The following is a 22,503-nucleotide window of genomic DNA, read 5'->3' on the forward strand; positions in this document are numbered from 1 at the left end:
ATTTCGATTTACTTTATTTCCGACCACGGAGAAACCCTATGTTACGTTTGACCGCTTTAGCCGTATGCTGCGCCCTTGCTTTGGGTGCGTGTTCACCGAAAGATTCTGCTTCCAATCAGGCGCAAACTGCTTCCGCTTCTGCCGCACAAACCGAAGGCGCAGGCCTGACGGTGAAAACCGCACGCGGCGATGCGAAAGTGCCGCAAAATCCGGAGCGTATCGCCGTTTACGATTTGGGCATGCTCGATACTTTAAACAAATTGGGCGTGAAAACCGGTTTGTCCATCGACAAAAACCGCCTACCCTACTTGGACGAATATTTCAAAACGACCAAACCTGCCGGCACGCTGTTTGAGCCTGACTACGAAGCCTTAAACGCTTACAAACCGCAGCTTATCATCATCGGCAGCCGTGCAGCCAAAGCATTTGACAAGTTGAACGAGATTGCCCCGACCATCGAAATGACCGCCGAAACCGCCAATCTGAAAGAAAGCTCAAAAGAGCGCATCGACGCGCTGGCGCAAATCTTCGGCAAACAGGCCGAAGCGGACAAGCTGAAAGCGGAAATCGATGCTTCGTTTGAAGCGGCGAAAACTGCTGCGCAAGGCAAAGGCAAGGGTTTGGTGGTATTGGTCAACGGCGGTAAAATGTCGGCTTTCGGCCCTTCCTCACGTTTGGGCGGTTGGTTGCATAAAGACATCGGCGTTCCCGCTGTTGATGAATCGATTAAAGAAGGCAGCCACGGCCAGCCTATCAGCTTTGAATACCTGAAAGAGAAAAACCCTGATTGGCTGTTTGTTTTGGACCGCGGCGCGGCCATCGGCGAAGAAGGTCAGGCTGCGAAAGATGTGTTGAACAATCCACTGGTTGCCGAAACGACCGCCTGGAAAAAAGGCCAAGTCGTGTACCTCGTGCCGGAAACCTATCTGGCAGCCGGCGGCGCACAAGAATTGCTGAACGCTTCCAAACAGGTAAGCGATGCGTTTAATGCAGCCAAGTAATTCGGCGCTGGCATAGCCGCCCGCTTCTTTCAGACGGCCTGAAGGGTTTGATGATACACAGGATCAAGCTGCTTGACTTGAAGTCATTGGATCTAGGCCGTCTGAAAATACATGGTGCAAATGGACAATTTTTGCCTGTTTGCATCTGTTTTTATGATGGGCAAACCTGCCCTTTTTTGCCAAATACCTTAACCCTTCTTTCAGACGGCCTTATTTTTTTCGAACCATTTTATGTTTCACAAACCTTCATTTTTAAATGCGATCAACGGTGTGGCGCTGCTGATGTTGTTTGCCGTCAGCCTGTCGGTCGGCGTGGCCGACTTCAAATGGTCCGCCCTGTTTTCACTATCCGACAGCCAGCAAGTGATGTTCATCAGCCGCCTGCCGCGCACGTTTGCGATTGTGCTGACGGGTGCGTCGATGGCGGTGGCCGGCATGATTATGCAGATTTTGATGCGCAACCGTTTTGTCGAACCGTCGATGGTGGGCGCAAGCCAAAGCGCGGCTTTGGGTTTGCTTCTGATGACCCTGATGCTGCCGGCCGCGCCGCTGCTGGCAAAAATGTCGGTTGCCGCCGTTGCCGCGCTGATCGGGATGCTGGTCTTTATGCTGCTGATCCGCCGCCTGCCGCCGACTGCGCAACTGATGGTGCCTTTGGTCGGGATTATTTTCGGCGGTGTGATTGAGGCGGTGGCCACCTTTATCGCGTATGAAAACGAAATGCTGCAAATGCTCGGCGTGTGGCAACAGGGCGATTTTTCCGGCGTGTTGCTCGGGCGGTATGAATTGTTGTGGGCAACGGGGATTTTGGCTTTGTTTGCCTATTTGATTGCCGACCAGCTGACGATTTTGGGTTTGGGCGAAACGGTAAGCGTGAATTTGGGGCTGAACCGGACGGCGATTCTGTGGTCGGGGCTGATTATTGTGGCGCTGATTACGTCTTTAGTGGTCGTGACGGTCGGCAATATTCCGTTTATCGGCTTGGTCGTGCCGAACATCATCAGCCGCCTGATGGGCGACAAGCTGCGCCAAAGCCTGCCTGCAGTGGCCTTGCTGGGCGCGTCTTTGGTGTTGCTGTGCGATATTGTCGGACGCGTGATTGTGTTTCCGTTTGAAATTCCGGTCTCTACGGTTTTTGGTGTGATGGGGACGGCTTTGTTTTTATGGCTTTTATTAAGGAAACCTGCTCATGCCGTCTGAAAAAAATATCGGTTTTATGGCAGGAAGCAGCCGTCCATTGTGGGTCGCCTTTGCATTGTTGCTGGTTTCCTGCATTCTGTTTATGACACTCAACGTCAAAGGCGACTGGGACTTTGTCTTGCACCTGCGCCTGACCAAGCTTGCCGCGCTGCTGATGGTCGCCTATGCAGTCGGCGTGTCCACGCAACTCTTCCAAACGCTGACCAACAATCCGATTCTGACCCCTTCAATTTTGGGTTTCGATTCGCTGTATGTGTTTTTGCAGACCTTGCTGGTGTTTACGCTCGGCGGCGTGGGCTATGCATCCTTGCCGTTGACGGGCAAATTCGGCTTTGAACTGGTCATCATGATGGGCGGCTCGCTGCTGCTGTTCTACACGCTCATCAAACAGGGCGGACGCGATTTGTCGCGCATGATTTTAATCGGCGTGATTTTCGGGATTTTGTTCCGCAGCCTGTCATCGCTGCTTTCGCGCATGATTGACCCCGAAGAATTTACCGCCGCGCAGGCGAATATGTTTGCCACTTTCAATACCGTCCATTCGGAATTGTTGGGTATCGGCGCAATCGTGTTGCTCATCAGCGCCGCCGTGATCTGGCGCGAACGCCACCGCCTCGATGTTTACCTGCTCGGTCGCAATCAAGCCATCAATTTGGGCATCAACTACACGCGCAATACCTTATGGCTGCTGCTCTGGATCGCCGCACTGGTTGCAACCGCCACCGCCGTTGTCGGCCCGGTGAGCTTTTTCGGCCTGCTGGTTGCCGCGCTGGCCAACCATTTTTCCCCATCGGTCAAACATTCCGTCCGCCTGCCCATGACTTTTTGTGTCGGCGGCATCCTGTTGGTCGGCGGGCAAACCATCTTCGAGCACTTCCTCGGCATGCAGGCTGTATTGAGCGTGGTCGTCGAATTTGCAGGCGGATTGGTATTTTTATATTTGGTGTTGAAAAAGAAATAAATTAAACGTGCCCAACCGCTCGCAAAAATAAACTCAGGCCGTCTGAAACCTTCAGACGGCCTAAGCAAACCCATAAAGGACAACCCTCATGACACAAGAACGCCTCCCTTCATTCTTCGATAATGCCCCGACCATTACCGTCCAAGACGCATTGGCCGACTTCCTCGGCGCAGCCGAAAACGGCATCCTCACTTACCGCTACGCCGATGCCGTGCGCCTGTGCGGCCACTCCTGCCCGACCGTCGCCGGTGCCTACCTGATGGTGGTCAAAGGCCTGAAAGCCCTTTACGGCGCAGAGCTGCCGCAACGCGGCGACATCGAAGCCTTTATGCAGGGCGAGCGTGACGAAGGCACGACCGGCGTTACCGCTTCCGTTGTCCAACTCCTTACCGGTGCGGCACCCGAAACCGGCTTTGGCGGCGTAGGCTCGGCCGGGCGCTTTGCCCGCCGCCACCTCTTGTCCTTTGGTGCAGGCGAAATCAACGGCACGCTCGCACTCCGCCGCCGCGATACCGGCAAAACCGTTGCCGTCAGCCTCAACGCCGCGCTCCAACCCTTTGCGCCGCAAATGCGCGACATCATGCCCAAAGCCGTCAGCGGCAGCGCAAGTGCCGACGAACTCAAACAATTCGGCGAACTTTGGCAAGAACGCGTTCGCGCCTTCCTGATTGACCAAGCCAACAATCCCGAATTTGTCACCGTCAGCGAAATCTAACCACACCATACAAGAATAAAATTCAGACGGCCTCACGCTGAAAGGCCGTCTGAAACTCAAATTTCCACTTGGATCCGCCTATGATTACCATCCGCAACGTCAGCCACACCATCGGCAGCAACCCCATCCTCAACGACGTCAGCCTCGACATCCCCGAAGGCGGCATTACCGCGCTGATCGGCCCGAACGGCGCAGGCAAGTCCACCCTCCTCTCCTTTATGGCTCGCCTGCAGCCCTTGGTATACGGCAACATCAGCTACGCAGGCAAAGACATTAAAACCACCCCCACCGCCGAACTCGCCCGCACGCTTTCCATCCTCACCCAAGAAAACAGCATCATGAGCCGCATTACCGTGCGCGACCTGCTCATGTTCGGCCGCTATCCCTACCATCAAGGCAGGCCGTCTGAAAACGACAAAACCATCGTCGAAGAAGCGCTTGCCGAGTTCCACCTGCAAGACTTTGCCGACCGTTACCTGACCGAGCTTTCCGGCGGCCAACGCCAGCGTGCCATGATTGCCATGGTGTTCTGCCAGCGCACCGACTACGTTTTGCTGGACGAACCGCTGAACAACCTCGACATGTATCATGCCCGCTCCCTCATGCAAATCCTGCGCCGACTGACCGACGAACACAAACGCACCACCGTCGTCGTCCTGCACGACATCAACCAAGCCGCCGCCTACGCCGATTACGTCGTCGCCATGAAAAACGGCCAAGTCGCCATGCAGGGCAAGCCCAACGATATTTTCACCGCCGAAAACATCAAAACCTTATTCGATATGGACGTCAACGTCCTCGATTACGAAGGCAAAAAACTGGTTATCCACCATATCTAAATCCGACAAAAAGGCCGTCTGAAACCCGATTGTTCATGTTTCAGACGGCCTTTGTCTATTCAAAGCGTTTATTTTTTATCGTACAAACCGCGCACCACGCGACCGATCGCGGCAATGCCTTTTTCCAGCGTTTCCGCGTCCTGTGCAATGCTCATGCGAATGCACTCGTGCGCGTGCGGATAGTCTTGCGTATCAATGCCGACAAAGAAATGCTCGCCCGGAATAATCAGCGTGCCTTCGGCCTTGAGCATTTCGTACAAGGTTTTCGACGAAACAGGCAGGTTTTCAAACCAAAGCCATAAGAAAATCGCACCTTCAGGCTTGTGGATTTTCAACGGATACGCGCCCAATTCGTGTTTGATCAGGGAGACCGCCGTTTGCGCCTGCTGACGGTAAAACGGCTGAATCACTTGGTCGGCCAGCTGTTTCAGACGGCCGTCGTTCAACAGCGGAGTCGCAATCGCCGCACCGAAACGGGTTGGCGACAGGTTCACAATCGCATTCAAACTGCTGACGGCTTTGACCACTTCCGGCGCAGCGACAATAATGCCGGTACGCACGCCGGGCAGGCCGATTTTAGAAAGGCTGAAGCAGAGGATGATGTTTTCGTGCCAGTTGAGCGTCACATCACTATAAATAATATTCGGGAACGGCATTCCGTAAGCGTTGTCGATAATCAGCGGAATCCCGTGTTCCTGCGCCAATGCGTCCAAACGCGCCATCTCGCCGTCGGTCAATACATTGCCGGTCGGGTTGGTCGGGCGCGAACAGCAAATCGCACCGATTTTGCCCTCTTTCAATTCAGGCAGGCTCTCCAGCGCGTCAAAATCCACGCGGTATTTGAAAAAGCCCGCTTCGCCTTCGTGTTCGACATTTTCGATTTTCGGTTTTACCGAAATAAAATGCTGCCCCTCAACATGCACGTCGGCATAACCGATATATTCAGGCGCCAGCGGCAGCAAAATGGCTTTCTCAGCCGTTTGGCCGTCTGAAAGATTGAATTTGCCGCCGAACAAGTTAAACAAATAGAAAAACGCATTTTGCGAACCATTGGTCAGCGCGATATTGTCCGCCGTCAGGTTCCAGCCGTATTCGCGGTTGAGAAACTCAGTCAAAGCCGCAATCAGCGCCGCATCGCCCTGCGGATTGGAATAATTGCCGATATTCTCAACAGCGTGTTCCGCTGCCAACTTGGAAAACACATCGGCGAACACCGCATTGACTTCGGCGATCCGCGCCGGATTGCCGCCGCCGAGCATGTTGACGGGCTTGTCGCTTTTGAGCGCGTCGCCCAAATCGTCCATCAACTGCAAAATACCGCTGTGTTGTGTGAATTTTTCGCCGAATGCTGAAAACTGCATGGAAACTCCGTTGCTGAGTGTGTAAAAAAATAAACCACTATTATAAGAACAAAGGCCGTCTGAAAACCAGTTATCCTGATTTTTCAGACAGCCTATTTGACGGAATGGTGGCTTGATACAACCTTATTGGTCTACAGGTATTATTTCTTCCTGCCAAAAATCAATGATATCACCGACAAGATCAAGAAACCGGCAAATAAAATTTTGGCTATGCCTGCCGCACTACCTGCAATACCACCGAAACCTAATACAGCTGCAATAATAGCGATGATAAAGAAAACGATCGAATAATGAAGCATGATTTTTTCCTTTCGGTTTAATATAAAAACGGTCAAGGGAGACACGACCGTTTATTGGGAAATTCAACGGTCTTAGCTGTTCAACCAATCATCAATTTCTTTTTCAGCTTCATCTTTAGTGCGACCGTAACGCTCTTGGAGCTTACCAGCCAACTGATCGCGCTTGCCTTCGATGATTTCTAAATCATCGTTTGTCAACTCGCCCCATTTTTCTTTGGCTTTACCTTTAAGTTGCTCCCATTTTCCTTTGATAATATCTTCATTCATGGTTATACCATCCTATCTTATTGATTAATATTTAACTCACGGATAAAACCGCTTGTATTTAACCTTACTTGATAATTTTTTAATTTGCAAGCAATGCCAATGCTGATTTTTTAATCAGCTACCCAATATCTTATTAATTTCATAAATAATCAATAAGTTATATAAAATTGTTAAATTTTGAAAATATTAAGATATTATTGATTACCGCCTTTTAAGTGTATTCTTTAAATCAATCGACCTCACTATAAAAAACAGGCCGTCTGAAAATCTTTCAGACGGCCTTTACTATCCAATCTTTCCTTTAACGGCCAAAATTCTCGCGGCGTTCGCGCCAGTCTTGGCGGATGGAGCCGCTTTTGCCGACCGGTGTGTCTTGTTCGACTTCCCAAATAAAATTCGTTCCGCCACCAATCGGATGCGAACCGCGCAAGCCGATGTGGCTGCCTTGGTCGGCAACGGCAGTTCGGCTGTATGTTTGGCCGCCGAAACGGGTTTGCGAGGTTTCGATGCCGCTTTTGATGCTGCCGTAAAGCTGTACGTCGGCATATGCGGCAAGTGCGACGGTGGAAAGTGCGGCAGTGAGGAGAAGTTTTAAGTTCATGGTTTATCCTTTTTTTGGAGAGGAATTGTGTGACGATTGTATCGGCCTTGTGCGTAAACAAGTTACAATTCTTGCAAAATCTGACAGGAGTTTTGATGATGCGCTCTTTACGCGCCACCGCTGTGCAAATGGTGTCGTCTACCGACCCCGAAACCAATATTGCCACCATGAGGCGACTTGTCCGCGAGGCGGCCGAACAAGGGGCGGATTGGGTGTTGCTGCCCGAATATTGGCCGCTGATGGGCAAAAGCGATACGGATAAGCTGACATTTGCCGAGCCTTTAGATGATGGACGCGTTGGCGAAACCTGCCATCCCCGTTTTCAGACGGCCTTAAGCGAAACGGCAAGGGAATGCGGTGTGGTGTTGTTTGGCGGTACGGTTCCGCTTCAAAGCCCAGACGCTGGCAAGGTGATGAACACGATGCTGGTGTATGACCGCGACGGCAACCGAATCGGGCTTTACCACAAAATGCATCTTTTCGGCTTTTCCGGTTTGGGCGAACGCTACGCCGAAGCCGATACGATACTGGCAGGAAGCGATGTGCCGAAGTTAAGCGTGGACGATGTTCCGCTGGCGGCCGGCGTCTGCTACGATTTGCGCTTTCCTGAGTTTTTCCGCGCCCAGCAGCCATTTGATGTTTTGCTGTTGCCGGCCGCGTTTACCTACACGACCGGCAAGGCGCATTGGGAATTGCTGCTGCGCGCCCGTGCTGTGGAAAACCAATGCTACGTCATTGCGTCGGCACAAGGCGGACTGCATGAAAGCGGCCGCCGCACATTCGGCCACAGTATGATTATCGACCCTTGGGGCGATGTGTTGGCGACGTTGCCGGAAGGCGAAGGCGTGATTTGTGCCGATTTGGATACCGCGCGCCTGCAAAGCGTGCGCACGCGCCTGCCAGCCCTGAAACACCGATTACTTTAAACACGCACTATGTCCCAGCTCCAACCCACACGCATTCTCGGCATTGATCCCGGCAGCCGCGTGACCGGCTTCGGCGTGATTGATGTCCACGGCCGCGAGCATCATTATGTTGCTTCCGGCTGTATCAAAACGCCGACCGGCGCGTCGCTTTCCGAACGCATCGCCGTGATTGTCCGCCATATCGACGAAATCATCCGCCACTATCAACCCCATCAGGCGGCCATCGAGCAAGTCTTCGTCAACGTCAATCCGGCCGCGACGTTAATGCTCGGTCAGGCGCGCGGTGCGGCGATTGCCGCTTTGGTCATGCACGATTTGCCCGTATTTGAATACACCGCGCTTCAGGTCAAGCAGGCCGTGGTCGGCAAGGGCAAGGCCGCCAAAGAGCAGGTGCAGCATATGGTGGTCCAAATGCTTGCACTTTCAGGTACGCCGCAAGCCGATGCCGCCGACGGACTCGCCGTCGCCCTCACCCATGCCCTGCGCAATCACGGATTGGCTTCGCAACTCAACCCCGACGGCTTGCAGGTCAAGCGCGGCCGTTTCCAATGGTAAGCCGACATTCAGGCCGTCTGAAATAGTGTTCCAGCCCTTTTTCAGACGGCCTTTCGGTTATAATAACCCTTTGCCTACATACAGCGAGCCTTCATGAAAGCCGCCTTCCTTTTTCTCTACCTCATCCGCCTGCTGCCCTTTTGCGTGTTGCACAAAATTGCCGACGCAATCGGCATTCTCGCCTATTACGCAGTCAAACCGCGCCGCAAAGTCGGCGAGGTCAACCTCAAAAAATGCTTTCCCGAGCTGAACGACAGCCAGCGCACCGTCCTGCTCAAACGCCATTTTCAGCACATGGCGAAGCTGATGCTCGAATACGGCCTCTACTGGTACGCACCTGCGGACAAGCTGCACTCGTTGGTGCGTTATCAAGACAAACACCATCTTGACGAAGCCCTCGCCGTCGGCGAAAAAGTCATCATCCTCTATCCGCACTTTACCGCATTTGAAATGGCGGTTTACACGCTCAATCAGGATGTGCCGCTGACCAGCATGTATTCGCATCAAAAAAACAAAGCCCTGGACGAGCAAATCCTGAAAGGCCGCCACCGCTACAACAATGTTTTCCTGATCGGCCGTACAGAAGGCCTGCGCGCCATCATCAAACACCTGCGCAAAAGCGATGCGCCCTTTCTTTATCTGCCCGACCAAGACTTCGGCCGCAACGATTCCATTTTCGTCAATTTCTTCGGCATTCAGACGGCCACGATTACCGGCCTCAGCCGTATCGCCGGCATGACCAAAGCCAAAATCATTCCCGCCATTCCCACGCGCGAAGCTGACAATACCGTAACCCTGCGCTTCTATCCGGCTTGGGACAATTTCCCGACCGAAGATGTTGAAGCCGATACCCAGCGCATGAACGACTTCATCGAAGAGCGGGTACGCAAGCATCCCGAACAATATTTCTGGCTGCACAAACGCTTCAAAACCCGTCCCGAAGGCGAAAACAGCTTTTATTGACTACACTGAATTACAATTTAAATATGCAAAAAGCGGCGAAATCCTTCTTTCGCCGCTTTTTCATTTTAATTGAATCAAACCGAAACTCATGTTTGATTTTAAACAATCAAATAATATTCCGCTTTAAATGCTTTAAAAACAACTTTTTTCATCATGATTGAAACTTTCAAACAACCCTATATTTTTTCTCAAATGAAAAACATCAGGCTCAATACACTTTTTTCATTTACATATTAAATTTAATTTCTTTTAAAAACAATATATTACAAAACAGTTCATCTGAAAAAATACATTTTAATCATTCAAAATATGAAATAAAATTAAATTAAAATTTAAAAATACAAAATAAATATCTAAATTTAAAACAATTATGAAATATAATTGCAAAAATATGACAATACCTGAAATTTATACCGAAACTAGCCTTCAGAAAAAAATACTTGGCAAACTGTAAAAATTCGCGTAAATTTCACTACATCAGATTACAAAACATTCAGACGGCCTCGCCGGTTTTAGATACTTTTGTAAGCAGTTTTCTGATATTGCAAGAATTTGCGGTATTTTAGAGGATTTCGGTGCAATGCCCGAAATGAAAGTTTACTGATGCAGAGTTGAGCTGCATCTGTAAAGCCGCAGGTGAAAGCCTGTATTGTTTGTGAAGCGTAAATCTCTGATTTGAGGTATTGGGGCAATCCTGTGGGGGATTGCCTCTTTTTTTATCTGCGCCGTCATGCCACAATGACATCATCCCTTATCCAATCCGATCACGCCATGACTCCGATACTCGCCTTCGACATCGAAACCATCCCCGACGTAAACGGCATCCGCCAGCTTTACGATTTACCTGCTGATTTGCCCGACAACGAAGTCGTCCTGTTTGCCCAGCAGCAACGCCGTGCCAAAACCGGCAGCGACTTTATGCAACACCATCTGCACCAAGTCGTCGCCATCTCCTGCTGTATGCGCTGGGGTCAGGACAAAATCCGCGTCAGCACCATCGGCGATCCCGAAGACAGCGAAGAAGTCATGATTGCCAAATTCTTCGAGGTCATCGAAAACTATACGCCGCAACTCGTCAGCTGGAACGGCGGCGGTTTCGACCTGCCCGTCCTCCACTACCGCGCCCTGATACACGGCATCAGCGCCGCCCGCTATTGGGACACGGGCGACGGCGACTTTGGCGACAGCCGCGACTTTAAGTGGAACAACTACATCAGCCGCTACCACACCCGCCATTGCGACCTGATGGATTTGCTCGCCCTCTACCAACCGCGTGCCAGCGTGCCTTTGGACGATATGGCCAAACTCTGCGGCTTCCCAGGCAAATTGGGCATGGACGGCAGCAAGGTTTGGGACGCTTATCATGCAGGCCGTCTGAAAGACATCCGCGACTATTGCGAAACCGATGCCGCCAACACCTACCTGATGTACATGCGCTTTCGCATGATGAGCGGCGCGCTCGACGCCGACGAATACGAAGTCGAAATCAAACGCATCAAACATTATCTGGCTGCACAAGCCGAAGAAAAACAACACTGGGCGGAGTTCGTCGCTGCTTGGCGTTAAACCAAACCGTCTGAACAGACAAACCAAAAAACCAAAAGGGCGTGATCGACACGCCCTTTTTTATTTCCGACAAACCATGCCCACTAAGCTGGCAAACGCCCCAGCGTTATCCTGTCCAATCCAGCCAAATCCTGCTCTGTTGCCACTTCTGAAAAACCGTTCTCCAGCATAATGTTCCGCACTGCTTCGCCTTGGTCGTAGCCGTGTTCAAACAGCAGCCAGCCGTTGGCTTTCAGGTATTTGGGGGCTTCTTGGGTAATATGGCGGATATGGCTGAGGCCGTCTGAAAAGTCGGTCAACGCGTTTTGCGGTTCAAACCTCAAATCGCCTTGCGACAAATGTTCATCGCCGTCCTCGATGTACGGCGGATTGGAAACAATCACATCGTATCGGCCTTCAGACGGCCTGTCGGTATCAAACCACGAACCCTGCGCAAACTCGACTTTTGCGCCCAATTCGGCCGCATTTTGACGGGCAGTATCCAAAGCACCGACGCTGATATCGGATGCGCGAACATCGGCATCAACGCATTCAAGCGCGACGGTCACGGCAATGGCGCCGCTGCCCGTTCCCAAATCCCACACGCGGCCTTGCGGCGGCAAGCGTTTGAGCACGGCTTCCACCAAATGCTCGGTTTCAGGACGGGGAATCAGCACATGGGGATTGACGGCAAAGCGTCGTCCGTAGAACTCGCGTTCGCCCAACAGATAGGCCATCGGCTCGCCTTTCAGACGGCGTTGCGCCAAAGCCTCCAAGATTTGCAGGTCAGATTCCGCCAAATCGTCCGTACCGCGTGTAACCAACTGCGCGCGCGTGTAACCCAGCGCATATTGCAACAACATCCGCGCTTCGTTTTTGGGCAGTGCCGATTGGCGCAACCATTCATCAAGCATCATTTTTCGTCCCATCTGCCATCACTGTGGCTTTTCTTTCCTTAATCTTTCCGGCAAACGTGCTGATGGTGGCAACCGCAAATGCGGCATACCACAAATAAAATCCTGCACCGTAGCGCACGATATCCGATGTATTCCCTGCTTCATCGACGTGTACGGCTTTCACACTGAAAGCCACCAGCGCCAAGCCCCAAAGTGCCGCATGGACAGGCACGACCTTCTTCCGCAACGCCAGCAACACAATGGCCGCCAACCAAACATAATTGGCATAGGCCGCACAATACCTGATATCCAAAGAAGTAAATATCGACCCCAAAATCAAAACGGTCACGCCCTTCATGCTTTCATGATTGTCCAAATAAAATACAACATTGGACAAAGACGCGATCCACAGGGCAACCGACACCAGCAACATCACTATGGGAAAACTTGATTTCCGATTCTGTTTCTGCATGGTTTTATCCTAATGTAAAAGGCCGTCTGAAAACCTTTCAGACGGCCTGCCGTTTAAATTTCGCTACCGCCGACGGTCAGTCCTGCATCAATCCTCAGTGTCGGTTGTCCGACGCCGACCGGAACGCTCTGCCCTTCTTTGCCGCATACGCCGATGCCGCTGTCGAGCGCAGTGTCGTTGCCTATCATGGAAACGTGTTTCAGCACTTCGGGGCCGTTGCCGATAATGGTCGCGCCTTTGACAGGGTATTGCAGCTTGCCGCCTTCCACCCACCACGCTTCGGATGCGCTGAACACGAACTTGCCACTGGTAATGTCCACTTGTCCGCCGCCGAAGTTGACGGCGTAAATGCCCTTGTCGATGGACGCGATGATTTCTTCCGGCTCATAGCCGCCGTTTTCCATAAAGGTATTGGTCATGCGCGGCATAGGAGCGGAAGCGTAACTTTCGCGGCGGCCGTTGCCGGTCGATTGCGTACCCATCAGGCGGGCGTTGGTTTCGTCCTGCATATAGCCGACCAAAATACCGTCTTCAATCAATACCGTACGGCGGGTCTCATTGCCTTCGTCGTCGATATTGAGCGAACCGCGTCTGTCGGCAATATCGCCTTGATCCACAACGGTAACACCTTTGGCGGCCACACGTTCGCCGATTCTGCCGGAGAAAACGCTGGTTTCTTTGCGGTTGAAATCGCCTTCCAAACCATGTCCGACCGCTTCGTGCAACAACACGCCCGGCCAGCCGTTGCCCAAAACGACGGTCATCTCGCCGGCAGGTGCAGGACGAGATTCGAGATTGGTCAGGGCTTGTTTGACGGCGGAATCGACAAACCGATGCACCAAGTTTTCATCGAAATACGCCAAATCATAACGTCCGCCGCCGCCTGCGCTGCCCTGCTCGCGACGCTCGCCCTGCTTGGCAATGACGGTGACGTTCATGCGCACCATCGGGCGGATATCGGCAGCGTGTTTACCGTCCAAACGGGCGATGTACACCATGTCGTATTCGCAGGTCAAACCGGCCATCACTTGCACGATACGCGGATCGGCGGCTTTGGCCAGCGTTTCAACTTTGTTCAACAGCGCGACTTTGGCAGCGGAATCGAGGCTGGCAATAGGGTCAATCGCCATGTGGACAGGCTTGCCGTAGGCAGGTGTCGGCACTTTGACGCTGGCCTCGTTGCCGGCCGCACCAATCACGCGCACAGCTTTGGCAGAGCGGTTGATCGAATCGATACACAGGCTGTCGGCGTAGGCAAAAGCAGTTTTATCGCCCGAAACGGCACGCACGCCCACGCCCTGATCGATTTGGAAGCTGCCTGATTTGACGATGCCTTCTTCCAAATGCCAGCTTTCATAAGCAGTACGCTGACAATAGATGTCGGCATAATCGACATGGTTGGCGCCGATAATGCTCAGGCTTTGGGCGAGCAAATCGGGGGAAAGGTGGTTGGCTTCGAGCAAATCTCGCTGTACGGTGGCGTAGGTTTGTTGCATAATTTTTCAGACGGCCCGACAAGCAGGCAAAGTTAATTTGGCCTTGATTATACGGTATTTTATATGGCTTTGGATATGTTGATTGCTTGGGTTTATGAGTGATTGAAACAAATCAAAAGGCCGTCTGAAATATAGGGTTGAAATGTTTGCCTTACCCTATTTCAACATCAGCCGCGTAATGAAGATAACAAATCATCGTATGATTGATGCAACGGCAGACTGATAAAGATTCAAATAATAAATAGATTGGAATTAAAATGAAAAAGTTACTTGTTGTATTGCTAGGACTGGCAAGTCTTAATGTTTATGCTGCTGACCCCGCAACTAGAGGAGCATTGCAAAACAATCCGGCGCTGTGTCAGTATGGCTATAATCCCAACTGTACGTCGTCTCGTCAGTATCAACGAAATCAACCTACGGAAATTGTTAATATCGATGTCCCTTCAAAATATGGTGCATGGGCAATCAATCCTAAAACAGGTATATCAGGTGGAGCACTTGAGATGGATTCACTTGATGCTGCAAAAAAACTAGCCATTAAAACCTGTGAAGAAGGTGGAACAAATAAACCGTGTAAAGTTAGAGCCTGGGTTCGCAATGGCTGTATCGCTGTTGCTCAAGGAAAAGATGGTTCAGCTTTTTTTGGCGTAACCCCCCCGGGTATGGCTGAAGCGGAGGCATTAAAAAAATGTCAAAAACGTGGAGCTTTACAATGCAGAATTATTACCCCCGAAGGCTGCTCAATGCCTAAATTCTAATAGACAAAAGGCCGTCTTTATTCAGACGGCCTTTTCAATCATGGCAAAGCCAATACCGAAACTTAATTTCCATACAAAACAAAGCATTACAACAAAAACCATTATTTTTTTCAATTTTGCTATTGATAATAGTTATTATTAGCGTATAATCAAAACCACTCGGAAGACGTCCTAATCCGAGCCATTAAACGACAGATTTTATCCCCCTCTTCCCCATTATCTCTTGATACTCGGAGTGCGCATATACGAAACATACCTGTTCCCCTTTATATCAGATACTCAAAACCGAAAAACATGAAACCCACTGCCGATACAGTGGGTTTCGTGTTTTTTGGCGTTCGGTTTATCAGGCTTGGGACTGCTGGTCAGGCCATCTGAAACTGAATAGACCTGATTATCGGCAGGTTTTCATGTTCAATTTGCCATAACGGCCGACAATGTTTCTGATGTCTTGAGCATCGCGCTCGTCGACCGCCATAAAGACCACGGTCATGCGCGCTACGCTCAAACCGGTATCGGGTGCGCTTTTGTCTTCCTGCTCGACAATGCGCGCGCCGCCGAAACCTGCGCTGGACAAGCGTGAAATCAAAACTTGGGCGGAAGAACGGCTGCGTGTTACGTCAACGCTGATTTCGCCGTTGTGAATGCTGCCGCTAAAGCCGCGGCTGCCCAAGGCATCAAGCTGGGCGGAAGTGTCGCCGTCGGCAGGCAAGACCACGCGGAAGGTTTTGGAAGAAGTCTCGCCACCGGATGCGCCGTTGCGTTTTTCGATACTGCGGCTGGCCGCATGAGGCCATTTGCCCAACAGGCCTTTGATGCGGTGGTAATCGTCTTCATCCATCACTACAGTGGCGCTGCTGGTACACAAGCGTTCCACGCCGGCTGCGTCCATCTCTTCTTCGGCGGCGCGGCGTTCTTGCGCTTCTTTCTCGCGGCGCATTTTTTCTTTTTTCTCTTTCAACTGCTGCGCTTCTTGCTTTTTACGCAAGGCTTCTGCTTCTTCGGATTCAGGTTCGGCCATAATCAGGCCGTCTGATTCGACCACCACCCAATCGGGTTGCGATGCCTGCCGAGGCTCGGCTTTAGGCGCGTCCAAAGAAGACGGGCGTAATAATTCGTGCGTACCGCCTTCCAAAGCAGATTCGGGTCTGGCGGTTTTATGTTGTGTCCGATAGGCAACCATGCTGCCAAAAACAATGATGTTGAGTGCGACCAAGACCGCAAACAGCCATTTCATGATGCGTTTTCCTTTTTATTGTCCGTTGCGATGGGCAATCCAATGCAAGAGCCCGTGAATCACGAGATTATCGACGATTTTCACTTGATTGTCATGAACGAATGACTCCGGCAGCGCCTGCACGACTCTGGCCGCGCCGCCACCCGTGATAATGATATCGACCGGTTTACCCTCGCCCGTTTTGTCTTTCAGACGGCCATGCATCATCATCAACGCGCCGCAAACGGCATCCATCATGCCGCTGGCAATGGCGTTCGGCGTTGTGGTTGGGAACGGATATACCTTGCCGATGGGGCGGTTGAGGTTGGCGGTTTTGAGCGCCATCGCCTCTTTCATCAAGTGAAAACCGGGCATGATGGTGCCGCCGAGATAATGGTTGTCTTCCGTCAGCGCGTCGGTGGTTACGGCGGTACCGCAGCTGACGACGACGCAGGCGTTTTGCGTAAAACGGCGACTGCCCAGCGCATTAAACCAGCGGTCGGAGCCATGTTCTTCAGGGCGGCGGTAATGGTTGCGGATACCCAAAGCCTGCGGCATGGAAGACAGCCATTCGACCGGGCGGGTTAATTGTTCTTCCACCATCGCTTTTTTGACCGAACCGCACACGGCGCAACCGACAATCTTCACATCGTCATCGGCAAATTGCAGCCATTCTTCACCCAGCTGGGTTAAATCACGATACGGCGCGCGGCCGACTTCGGAAAATGTGCCGTTCTCTACCCACGCCCATTTCAACTGACTGTTGCCGCCGTCCAGCAGCAAAAAGCGTTCCGGCTTGGCGGCGGCAGGTTGTGCCGGGCGGTTATCCGGGCGCAAGCTGATCTCGCCGCTGACAATGGTTTTCTCGCCATTGTCGGTCAACAAACGCAACGCGCCTTGCGCATCCACGCCTTTGACTACGCCTTCATGAACAATGCGCCCTTCTTGAAGCAGTAATACCGGCCTGTCCGTGTCGCGGTTGGCGGCATCGTATTCGCCGACACATGACGCGAATCCGTTTTGAGCGTATTCGTTCAACAGCGCATCGAGTTGCGCCAATACCGCATTCAATAAGGTTTTGACGCTTACGCCCTGCTTAGAGGCCGTCTGAAACAAGGCCTGCACGGAAGTGGCGTTTTCAACTTCTTTCGGCAATACAAAATTGATGCCGATGCCGATGACGGCGACAGTCTTATTATCTACCCGCGCCGTTTCAATCAAAATACCGGCCAATTTATCGTTGGCCACGACCAAATCGTTCGGCCACTTGATATTTACGTCCAAACCGATATCGGCAAGCGCACGGCGGCAAGCCAATGCCACCACCAACGCTAGCGAACCCAGCTCATACTGCGGCTTATCAAACGCCCAGCCCAGGCTGAACATCAGACATTCGCCCTGTCGGTTGACCCAGCTTCGCCCTTGCCGTCCGCGTCCTTTGGTTTGGAAATGCGCCACGCACAAGGCCTTATGCGCCAAATCTGCCGACTGACGCGCCAATACCATAATTTCGTCGTTACTGGACGAACATTCGTGTTTCAACTGCGCACGAAAACCCTGTTTTCCGGCCATTTGTTGTAGAGATTCTTCGGCAAACACAGCCAAAGGGCGCACCAAGCGCCATTGCCCGTCGTGCTGGCGCAGCAAACCGCGGATATGGCCCGGCATCTGCTGCCAGAATCCGTTTAATTGTTGCGGCTTCATCCCGACCACTCGCGCCAACTGAGAAACGTGTTGCGGCAGGCCGTCTGAAAGCGCGGCGAGCAAGGCCCAATGGCGGCTGTTCAAATCCGTCATTCGCCTCCTCCGGCTTCGCGGATTTTCGCCAAAGTTTTGGTGGTCGAAGTCTGGTGTAAAAACGGAATCGAAAATACTTTACCGCCACGCGCAAACGTCTCGGCCGCACCGACAATCTTATCCACAGGCCAGTCGCCGCCTTTAATCAATACATCGGGTTTGACCATTTCAATCAGCGCGGCCGGCGTATCGTCATCAAACCAAGTGACCAAATCCACGCTGGCCAATGCCGCTGCCACTGCCGCGCGGCTTTCCAAAGGATTAATCGGACGGTCGTCCCCTTTGCCCTGACGACGCACCGAAGCATCGGTATTCAACGCCAATACCAAAGCCGCACCGGCCGATCGCGCCTGCGCCAGATACGTTACATGACCCCGGTGGAGAATATCGAAACAGCCGTTGGTAAACACCAGCGGACGGGGCAATGCCGCCAAACGCTCCGCCAGCTTTTCGGGCGGACAGATTTTGGATTCAAATTCTGGAGCTGACCATTCGGACATGATGCGGTTCCTTTGGGAATAAAACAGAAAATAATCGGGGTATTATAAAGGATAACGGCGAAACGCCATAAAAAGATACCGAACGGTATAATATTTAGGCTTGATTGAGTATTCATTGATATTTGATAACACCGCAAACGCCATTTTGCCGATGCCATGATGAAACGGTTTGATAAATACTTTTTTGAAACCCAATTAAATCTGAAGTAAAATTCGGATATAAACGGAAAAAAGCCTGCATACAATATGCAGGCTTTTATCTGGGGTGGCTGATGGGGCTCGAACCCACGACAACTGGAATCACAATCCAGGGCTCTACCAACTGAGCTACAGCCACCGTAAAAATTGGCACGCCCGACAGGAATCGAACCTGTAACCCCCGACTTAGAAGGTCGGTGCTCTATCCGGTTGAGCTACGGGCGCTCATGCCGATTCGTGCGAAGAATTTTGTGGTCGGGGCGGTGGGATTCGAACTCACGACCCTCTGCTCCCAAAGCAGATGCGCTAACCGGGCTGCGCTACGCCCCGACTGAATACCTGAACTATACAGACCCTTTTTAATCCGGTCAACACCTACTTTGCTTTATTTTTTCATTTTTTGATTATCTTATTATTTTTAATCGTTATTTATTTTTATGCTTCACAATCAGGGCTACTCTTTTGTGTCAGGCCGTCTGAAAAATGCGATAATTTAAACGCAATATTTATCCCTATTGAGGAGGAAAAATCATGGCTGCACAACTTATAGACGGAAAAAAAATCTCCCAGCAACGCATCGAGGCGGTCGCGCAGGCGGTAAAAGCGCGTCAGGAAAAAGGTTTGCACACGCCTTGCTTGGCGGTGGTATTGGTTGGCGACGACCCTGCCAGCGCGGTTTATGTACGCAATAAAAAACTGGCCTGCCAAAAAAGCGGCATCGAATCGCGCTCTTATGAGCTGCCGTCTGAAACCACGCAAGACGATTTGCTGAAACTGGTGGACGAATTGAACGGCGACCCTGCCGTCGACGGTATTTTGGTGCAACTGCCGCTGCCGGCACACATTGACAGCCAAGCGGTTTTGGAGCGTATCGAACCGCATAAAGATGTGGACGGCTTCCACCCTTACAACGTCGGCCGCCTGGTCGTCAAAATGCCGCTGATGCGCCCTTGCACGCCCAAAGGCGTGATGACTTTGTTGGAAGCCTACGGCATCGACCCGAAAGGCAAAAAAGCCGTCGTCGTCGGCGCGTCTAATATTGTCGGCCGCCCGCAGGCGTTGGAATTGCTACTGTCCCGCGCGACGGTAACCATCTGCCACAGCGCCACGCAAAACCTTGCCGATGAAGTTGCGGCCGCAGATATTTTGGTGGTCGGCGTAGGCATTCCGAATTTCGTTAAAGGCGAATGGGTCAAACCCGGCGCCGTCGTTATCGATGTGGGTATCAACCGCTTGGACGACGGCAGCCTGTGCGGCGACGTGGAGTTTGATGTTGCCAAAGAACGCGCATCCATGATTACGCCCGTTCCCGGCGGCGTCGGCCCGATGACGATTGCCACTTTATTGGAAAACACGGTACACGCGGCTTCATTGCACGATTAATCGCTGTCATTAAGTTAGGCCGTCTGAACATGGTTTTTCAGACGGCCTGACCTGTTTTTTTGCTTTTTACCTTATTGGTTTCACATGTCCTTACTCTCTTCCCACACCGACAACCCGACTTTCCGCAACGCTTCCTATATCCTGATGGGTTTGGCTTTGCTGATTGTCTTGCACTACCATTTTCTGCCGCTGCTGCTGTCGGTTATCCTGACCTATATCTTTATTACGCGCACCAACGGAGTCATCCTCAAGCTCCGCCGCCGTGTTTTACCGCGCAACACGCGGCTGCATAAATCGCTCAATGCGCACAATATCAACCTGATTTCCACCACGCTGACTCTGGCCATCGTGTTCAGCATCATCACGATGATGTCTTTGGGTATTTACCACCTGATACACGGCGGCCATGTCGGCTTCATGCTGGCCAAGCTGGCGGCAATTTTGGAAGACACCAAAAACAGCCAAGACCTGCCTGCGGCCATTCTCAATATGCTGCCCAACAATATGGCCGAAATCAAAGCCTCGGCAATCAAGCTGATTGAAGAATACCGCGCCGCGCTGACCCGTATCAGTAAAAACAGCATCACGTCATTCGTGTACATCCTCATCGGCATCATCATCGGCGCCATGCTCAGCTTCCACCGCCTGAAAATGCGCAAAAACCGCCATAAAATGCCTCTGTTTAAAGCCGAATTGGTGCACCGCATCGTCAATTTTGAAACCAGTTTTGAACGCGTGTTCCTCGCCCAAGTCAAAATCTCGCTGATCGACACTTTCCTGACCGGCCTGTACCTTTACTTGGTTTTACCGCTGTTCGGCGTTGAGCTGCCGTTTAAAATGACCGTCCTGATCATCGCCTTTATCGTCGGCCTGATTCCGGTGGCGGGCAACCTGATTTCCAACACCATCATCATTATTTTGAGCCTCGGCGCATCGCTTTACGTCGCACTCGCCTCGCTGGTTTTCCTCGTTGTCATCCACAAGCTCGAATATTTCCTCAACGCCAAAATCATCGGCTCGGAAATCGAATCCAGCGCGTGGGAATTGCTGGTGGCGATGGTCGTCTTTGAACGCATTTTCGGCATCGGCGGCATCATCGTCGCGCCGGTTTATTACGCCTATTTGAAAAACGAATTGAAACTGCGAAAATTGATTTAATCAGTTGCATTTATACACATCAAAGGCCGTCTGAAAACGACAATCAGGTTTTCAGATGGCCTTTGCTTTACCTTTTCTTACACTTTACGGCATAATGGCAGCCACGCATTTCTAGAAGAAAGATAAACAATGTCAACCAAAACCCCATCCCTATTCGGCGGCGCGATGATTATCGCCGGTACGGTTATCGGCGCAGGCATGCTTGCCAACCCGACCGCCACGTCCGGCGTATGGTTTGCCGGCTCGCTGGTCGTGTTGCTGTACACCTGGTTTTCCATGCTCTCCAGCGGCCTGATGATTTTGGAAGTCAACACCCATTATCCGCACGGCGCCAGCTTCGACACCATGGTCAAAGACCTGCTCGGCCCGGCTTGGAACATCATCAACGGCGTTGCCGTCGCTTTCGTTTTATACCTGCTCACTTACGCCTACATCTTCGTCGGCGGCGACCTGACCGCCAAAGGCATCGGCAGCGCGGTAGGCGGCGAAATTTCTCTCTCCGTCGGCCAACTCGTCTTCTTCGGCATCCTCGCCTTTTGCGTTTGGGCATCCGCACGCTTGGTTGACCGCTTCACCAGCATCCTCATCGGCGGCATGGTATTGACCTTTATTTGGGCAACCGGCGGCCTGATTGCCGACGCCAAAATGCCTGTTTTGTTTGACACCCAAGCCCCTGTCGGCACCAGCTACTGGATGTATGCCGCCACCGCCCTGCCCGTCTGCCTTGCGTCATTCGGCTTCCACGGCAACGTCTCCAGCCTGCTCAAATACTTTAAAGGCGACGCACCCAAAGTGGCCAAATCCCTGTGGGCAGGCACGCTGATTGCCTTGGTAATTTACGTCCTCTGGCAAATCGCCATCCAAGGCAACCTGCCGCGCAGCGAGTTCGCACCGGTTATCGCCGCAGAAGGACAAGTTTCCGTCCTGATCGAAACGCTGTCCAAGTTCGCCCAAACCGGCAATATGGACAAAGTGTTGACCCTGTTCTCCTACATGGCGATCGCAACGTCCTTCCTCGGCGTAACGCTCGGCCTGTTCGACTACATTGCCGACATCTTCAAATGGAACGACAGCATCTCCGGCCGCACCAAAACCGCCGCACTGACCTTCCTGCCGCCTTTGATTTCCTGCCTGCTCTTCCCTACCGGCTTCGTTACCGCCATCGGCTACGTCGGCCTAGCCGCAACCATCTGGACAGGCATCATCCCCGCCATGCTGCTCTACCGCTCGCGCCATAAATTCGGCGCCGGCAAAAACTACAAAGTTTACGGCGGATTCTGGTTGATGGTTTGGGTCTTCCTCTTCGGCATCATCAACATTGCCGCCCAAATACTGAGCCAAATGGAACTTGTCCCTGTATTTAAAGGTTAAATTCCCTTAAGGCCGTCTGAAACAC

General features: G+C 52.0%; 23 protein-coding genes and 3 tRNA genes. 13 read left to right on the forward strand and 13 right to left on the reverse strand.

The window, feature by feature from the left end; all coding sequences use genetic code 11:
* The first annotated feature begins 38 nt into the window (after nt 1–38).
* The 5 genes from ACTHS4_RS09525 to ACTHS4_RS09545 all read left to right on the forward strand — a co-directional run bounded on the left by ACTHS4_RS09525 (nt 39) and on the right by ACTHS4_RS09545 (nt 4,716).
* Entirely contained in the window at nt 39–1,001 is a 963-nt protein-coding gene (locus tag ACTHS4_RS09525; protein WP_070826346.1) for a siderophore ABC transporter substrate-binding protein, read from the forward strand.
* 231 nt (nt 1,002–1,232) lie between these two features.
* Nucleotides 1,233–2,201 (forward strand): ABC transporter permease, encoded by a 969-nt coding sequence (locus tag ACTHS4_RS09530; protein WP_440365835.1) that lies wholly within the window; start codon nt 1,233–1,235, stop codon nt 2,199–2,201.
* Nucleotides 2,191–3,162: an iron chelate uptake ABC transporter family permease subunit gene (locus ACTHS4_RS09535; RefSeq protein ID WP_440365837.1), complete on the forward strand. Its 972-nt coding sequence runs from the start codon at nt 2,191–2,193 to the stop codon at nt 3,160–3,162. Before ACTHS4_RS09530 ends, ACTHS4_RS09535 begins: the two co-directional genes overlap by 11 nt.
* Before the next feature lie 88 nt (nt 3,163–3,250).
* Nucleotides 3,251–3,877 (forward strand): FmdE family protein, encoded by a 627-nt coding sequence (locus ACTHS4_RS09540; RefSeq protein ID WP_440365838.1) that lies wholly within the window; start codon nt 3,251–3,253, stop codon nt 3,875–3,877.
* A gap of 80 nt (nt 3,878–3,957) precedes the next feature.
* Nucleotides 3,958–4,716, forward strand: a complete 759-nt coding sequence (locus ACTHS4_RS09545; RefSeq protein ID WP_107867869.1) for an iron ABC transporter ATP-binding protein — start codon at nt 3,958–3,960, stop codon at nt 4,714–4,716.
* Nucleotides 4,717–4,784: 68 nt separating this feature from the next.
* Here ACTHS4_RS09545 and ACTHS4_RS09550 read toward each other — a convergent pair whose 3' ends face one another.
* The 4 genes from ACTHS4_RS09550 to ACTHS4_RS09565 form a co-directional block, all read right to left on the reverse strand.
* Entirely contained in the window at nt 4,785–6,077 is a 1,293-nt protein-coding gene (locus ACTHS4_RS09550) for a valine--pyruvate transaminase (protein WP_440365839.1), read from the reverse strand.
* A 140-nt stretch (nt 6,078–6,217) separates the two neighbouring features.
* On the reverse strand, nt 6,218–6,376 hold the full coding sequence (locus ACTHS4_RS09555; protein ID WP_039862543.1) for a DUF1328 domain-containing protein: 159 nt from the start codon (nt 6,374–6,376) through the stop codon (nt 6,218–6,220).
* Between the two features lie 72 nt (nt 6,377–6,448).
* Nucleotides 6,449–6,643 (reverse strand): CsbD family protein, encoded by a 195-nt coding sequence (locus ACTHS4_RS09560; RefSeq protein WP_063068317.1) that lies wholly within the window; start codon nt 6,641–6,643, stop codon nt 6,449–6,451.
* Between the two features lie 301 nt (nt 6,644–6,944).
* A complete protein-coding gene (locus ACTHS4_RS09565) occupies nt 6,945–7,244 on the reverse strand; it encodes a porin (protein ID WP_440365840.1) in 300 nt (99 codons plus the stop codon).
* A 95-nt stretch (nt 7,245–7,339) separates the two neighbouring features.
* Between ACTHS4_RS09565 and ACTHS4_RS09570 the strand changes: the two genes are divergently transcribed.
* The 4 genes from ACTHS4_RS09570 to ACTHS4_RS09585 all read left to right on the forward strand — a co-directional run bounded on the left by ACTHS4_RS09570 (nt 7,340) and on the right by ACTHS4_RS09585 (nt 11,254).
* Nucleotides 7,340–8,170, forward strand: a complete 831-nt coding sequence (locus ACTHS4_RS09570; protein WP_440365841.1) for a carbon-nitrogen hydrolase family protein — start codon at nt 7,340–7,342, stop codon at nt 8,168–8,170.
* A 9-nt stretch (nt 8,171–8,179) separates the two neighbouring features.
* Nucleotides 8,180–8,725 carry a crossover junction endodeoxyribonuclease RuvC gene (ruvC, locus tag ACTHS4_RS09575; RefSeq protein ID WP_070625240.1) on the forward strand — a complete coding sequence of 182 codons (546 nt, stop codon included), beginning with the start codon at nt 8,180–8,182 and terminating at the stop codon, nt 8,723–8,725.
* Nucleotides 8,726–8,818: 93 nt separating this feature from the next.
* Nucleotides 8,819–9,688 carry a lipid A biosynthesis lauroyl acyltransferase gene (locus tag ACTHS4_RS09580; RefSeq protein WP_440365842.1) on the forward strand — a complete coding sequence of 290 codons (870 nt, stop codon included), beginning with the start codon at nt 8,819–8,821 and terminating at the stop codon, nt 9,686–9,688.
* Nucleotides 9,689–10,459: 771 nt separating this feature from the next.
* The gene (locus tag ACTHS4_RS09585; protein ID WP_342685637.1) at nt 10,460–11,254 is read left to right on the forward strand and encodes a 3'-5' exonuclease; all 795 of its coding nucleotides are present in this window, start codon (nt 10,460–10,462) and stop codon (nt 11,252–11,254) included.
* Between the two features lie 83 nt (nt 11,255–11,337).
* Here the strand turns inward: ACTHS4_RS09585 and prmC are convergent, their stop codons facing one another.
* From prmC to tldD, 3 genes are read right to left on the reverse strand one after another with little or no spacing between them, the layout of a single operon-like run.
* Nucleotides 11,338–12,150, reverse strand: a complete 813-nt coding sequence (prmC, locus tag ACTHS4_RS09590; protein WP_440365843.1) for a peptide chain release factor N(5)-glutamine methyltransferase — start codon at nt 12,148–12,150, stop codon at nt 11,338–11,340.
* The gene (locus ACTHS4_RS09595; protein WP_440365844.1) at nt 12,140–12,601 is read right to left on the reverse strand and encodes a hypothetical protein; all 462 of its coding nucleotides are present in this window, start codon (nt 12,599–12,601) and stop codon (nt 12,140–12,142) included. Before ACTHS4_RS09595 ends, prmC begins: the two co-directional genes overlap by 11 nt.
* Nucleotides 12,602–12,654: 53 nt before the next feature.
* Nucleotides 12,655–14,097: a metalloprotease TldD gene (tldD, locus tag ACTHS4_RS09600; RefSeq protein WP_371460464.1), complete on the reverse strand. Its 1,443-nt coding sequence runs from the start codon at nt 14,095–14,097 to the stop codon at nt 12,655–12,657.
* A gap of 257 nt (nt 14,098–14,354) precedes the next feature.
* Here tldD and ACTHS4_RS09605 point away from each other — a divergent pair, with 257 nt between their 5' ends.
* On the forward strand, nt 14,355–14,855 hold the full coding sequence (locus ACTHS4_RS09605) for a DUF4189 domain-containing protein (RefSeq protein WP_371460465.1): 501 nt from the start codon (nt 14,355–14,357) through the stop codon (nt 14,853–14,855).
* A gap of 394 nt (nt 14,856–15,249) precedes the next feature.
* Here ACTHS4_RS09605 and ACTHS4_RS09610 read toward each other — a convergent pair whose 3' ends face one another.
* The 6 genes from ACTHS4_RS09610 to ACTHS4_RS09635 all read right to left on the reverse strand — a co-directional run bounded on the left by ACTHS4_RS09610 (nt 15,250) and on the right by ACTHS4_RS09635 (nt 18,896).
* Nucleotides 15,250–16,092 carry a cell division protein gene (locus ACTHS4_RS09610; RefSeq protein ID WP_371460466.1) on the reverse strand — a complete coding sequence of 281 codons (843 nt, stop codon included), beginning with the start codon at nt 16,090–16,092 and terminating at the stop codon, nt 15,250–15,252.
* A gap of 15 nt (nt 16,093–16,107) precedes the next feature.
* Complete coding sequence (locus ACTHS4_RS09615) at nt 16,108–17,868, reverse strand: bifunctional biotin--[acetyl-CoA-carboxylase] ligase/type III pantothenate kinase (RefSeq protein ID WP_371460467.1); 1,761 nt, start codon at nt 17,866–17,868, stop codon at nt 16,108–16,110.
* The gene (locus tag ACTHS4_RS09620; RefSeq protein WP_107857446.1) at nt 17,865–18,371 is read right to left on the reverse strand and encodes an adenylyltransferase/cytidyltransferase family protein; all 507 of its coding nucleotides are present in this window, start codon (nt 18,369–18,371) and stop codon (nt 17,865–17,867) included. Before ACTHS4_RS09620 ends, ACTHS4_RS09615 begins: the two co-directional genes overlap by 4 nt.
* 258 nt (nt 18,372–18,629) lie before the next feature.
* Nucleotides 18,630–18,705 (reverse strand) — tRNA-His (locus ACTHS4_RS09625).
* A 9-nt stretch (nt 18,706–18,714) separates the two neighbouring features.
* Nucleotides 18,715–18,791, reverse strand: a tRNA-Arg gene (locus ACTHS4_RS09630).
* 27 nt (nt 18,792–18,818) lie between these two features.
* Nucleotides 18,819–18,896 (reverse strand) — tRNA-Pro (locus ACTHS4_RS09635).
* Between the two features lie 201 nt (nt 18,897–19,097).
* Here ACTHS4_RS09635 and folD point away from each other — a divergent pair.
* The 3 genes from folD to ACTHS4_RS09650 all read left to right on the forward strand — a co-directional run bounded on the left by folD (nt 19,098) and on the right by ACTHS4_RS09650 (nt 22,478).
* On the forward strand, nt 19,098–19,949 hold the full coding sequence (gene folD, locus ACTHS4_RS09640) for a bifunctional methylenetetrahydrofolate dehydrogenase/methenyltetrahydrofolate cyclohydrolase FolD (protein ID WP_049336906.1): 852 nt from the start codon (nt 19,098–19,100) through the stop codon (nt 19,947–19,949).
* A gap of 84 nt (nt 19,950–20,033) precedes the next feature.
* Nucleotides 20,034–21,107: an AI-2E family transporter gene (locus ACTHS4_RS09645; RefSeq protein ID WP_440365845.1), complete on the forward strand. Its 1,074-nt coding sequence runs from the start codon at nt 20,034–20,036 to the stop codon at nt 21,105–21,107.
* 129 nt (nt 21,108–21,236) lie between these two features.
* A complete protein-coding gene (locus ACTHS4_RS09650; RefSeq protein WP_440365846.1) occupies nt 21,237–22,478 on the forward strand; it encodes an aromatic amino acid transporter in 1,242 nt (413 codons plus the stop codon).
* Nucleotides 22,479–22,503 lie beyond the last annotated feature (25 nt).

The sequence above is a fragment of the Neisseria sp. P0014.S009 genome (genome assembly GCF_051958155.1).
In the GTDB taxonomy this organism is placed as follows: Bacteria; Pseudomonadota; Gammaproteobacteria; order Burkholderiales; family Neisseriaceae; genus Neisseria; species Neisseria flavescens_C.

Bases quoted from the DNA above. Each gene is read 5' to 3' on its own strand.
- tldD (WP_371460464.1), bottom strand. From the start codon at position 14,097: ATGCAACAAACCTACGCCACCGTACAGCGAGATTTGCTCGAAGCCAAC.
- ruvC (WP_070625240.1), top strand. From the start codon at position 8,180: ATGTCCCAGCTCCAACCCACACGCATTCTCGGCATTGATCCCGGCAGC.
- ACTHS4_RS09580 (WP_440365842.1), top strand. From the start codon at position 8,819: ATGAAAGCCGCCTTCCTTTTTCTCTACCTCATCCGCCTGCTGCCCTTT.
- ACTHS4_RS09585 (WP_342685637.1), top strand. From the start codon at position 10,460: ATGACTCCGATACTCGCCTTCGACATCGAAACCATCCCCGACGTAAAC.
- ACTHS4_RS09565 (WP_440365840.1), bottom strand. From the start codon at position 7,244: ATGAACTTAAAACTTCTCCTCACTGCCGCACTTTCCACCGTCGCACTT.
- ACTHS4_RS09555 (WP_039862543.1), bottom strand. From the start codon at position 6,376: ATGCTTCATTATTCGATCGTTTTCTTTATCATCGCTATTATTGCAGCT.
- ACTHS4_RS09605 (WP_371460465.1), top strand. From the start codon at position 14,355: ATGAAAAAGTTACTTGTTGTATTGCTAGGACTGGCAAGTCTTAATGTT.
- ACTHS4_RS09545 (WP_107867869.1), top strand. From the start codon at position 3,958: ATGATTACCATCCGCAACGTCAGCCACACCATCGGCAGCAACCCCATC.
- ACTHS4_RS09650 (WP_440365846.1), top strand. From the start codon at position 21,237: ATGTCAACCAAAACCCCATCCCTATTCGGCGGCGCGATGATTATCGCC.
- ACTHS4_RS09560 (WP_063068317.1), bottom strand. From the start codon at position 6,643: ATGAATGAAGATATTATCAAAGGAAAATGGGAGCAACTTAAAGGTAAA.
- ACTHS4_RS09615 (WP_371460467.1), bottom strand. From the start codon at position 17,868: ATGACGGATTTGAACAGCCGCCATTGGGCCTTGCTCGCCGCGCTTTCA.
- ACTHS4_RS09645 (WP_440365845.1), top strand. From the start codon at position 20,034: ATGTCCTTACTCTCTTCCCACACCGACAACCCGACTTTCCGCAACGCT.
- folD (WP_049336906.1), top strand. From the start codon at position 19,098: ATGGCTGCACAACTTATAGACGGAAAAAAAATCTCCCAGCAACGCATC.
- ACTHS4_RS09535 (WP_440365837.1), top strand. From the start codon at position 2,191: ATGCCGTCTGAAAAAAATATCGGTTTTATGGCAGGAAGCAGCCGTCCA.
- ACTHS4_RS09525 (WP_070826346.1), top strand. From the start codon at position 39: ATGTTACGTTTGACCGCTTTAGCCGTATGCTGCGCCCTTGCTTTGGGT.
- ACTHS4_RS09595 (WP_440365844.1), bottom strand. From the start codon at position 12,601: ATGCAGAAACAGAATCGGAAATCAAGTTTTCCCATAGTGATGTTGCTG.
- ACTHS4_RS09530 (WP_440365835.1), top strand. From the start codon at position 1,233: ATGTTTCACAAACCTTCATTTTTAAATGCGATCAACGGTGTGGCGCTG.
- ACTHS4_RS09610 (WP_371460466.1), bottom strand. From the start codon at position 16,092: ATGAAATGGCTGTTTGCGGTCTTGGTCGCACTCAACATCATTGTTTTT.
- ACTHS4_RS09540 (WP_440365838.1), top strand. From the start codon at position 3,251: ATGACACAAGAACGCCTCCCTTCATTCTTCGATAATGCCCCGACCATT.
- prmC (WP_440365843.1), bottom strand. From the start codon at position 12,150: ATGATGCTTGATGAATGGTTGCGCCAATCGGCACTGCCCAAAAACGAA.
- ACTHS4_RS09550 (WP_440365839.1), bottom strand. From the start codon at position 6,077: ATGCAGTTTTCAGCATTCGGCGAAAAATTCACACAACACAGCGGTATT.
- ACTHS4_RS09570 (WP_440365841.1), top strand. From the start codon at position 7,340: ATGATGCGCTCTTTACGCGCCACCGCTGTGCAAATGGTGTCGTCTACC.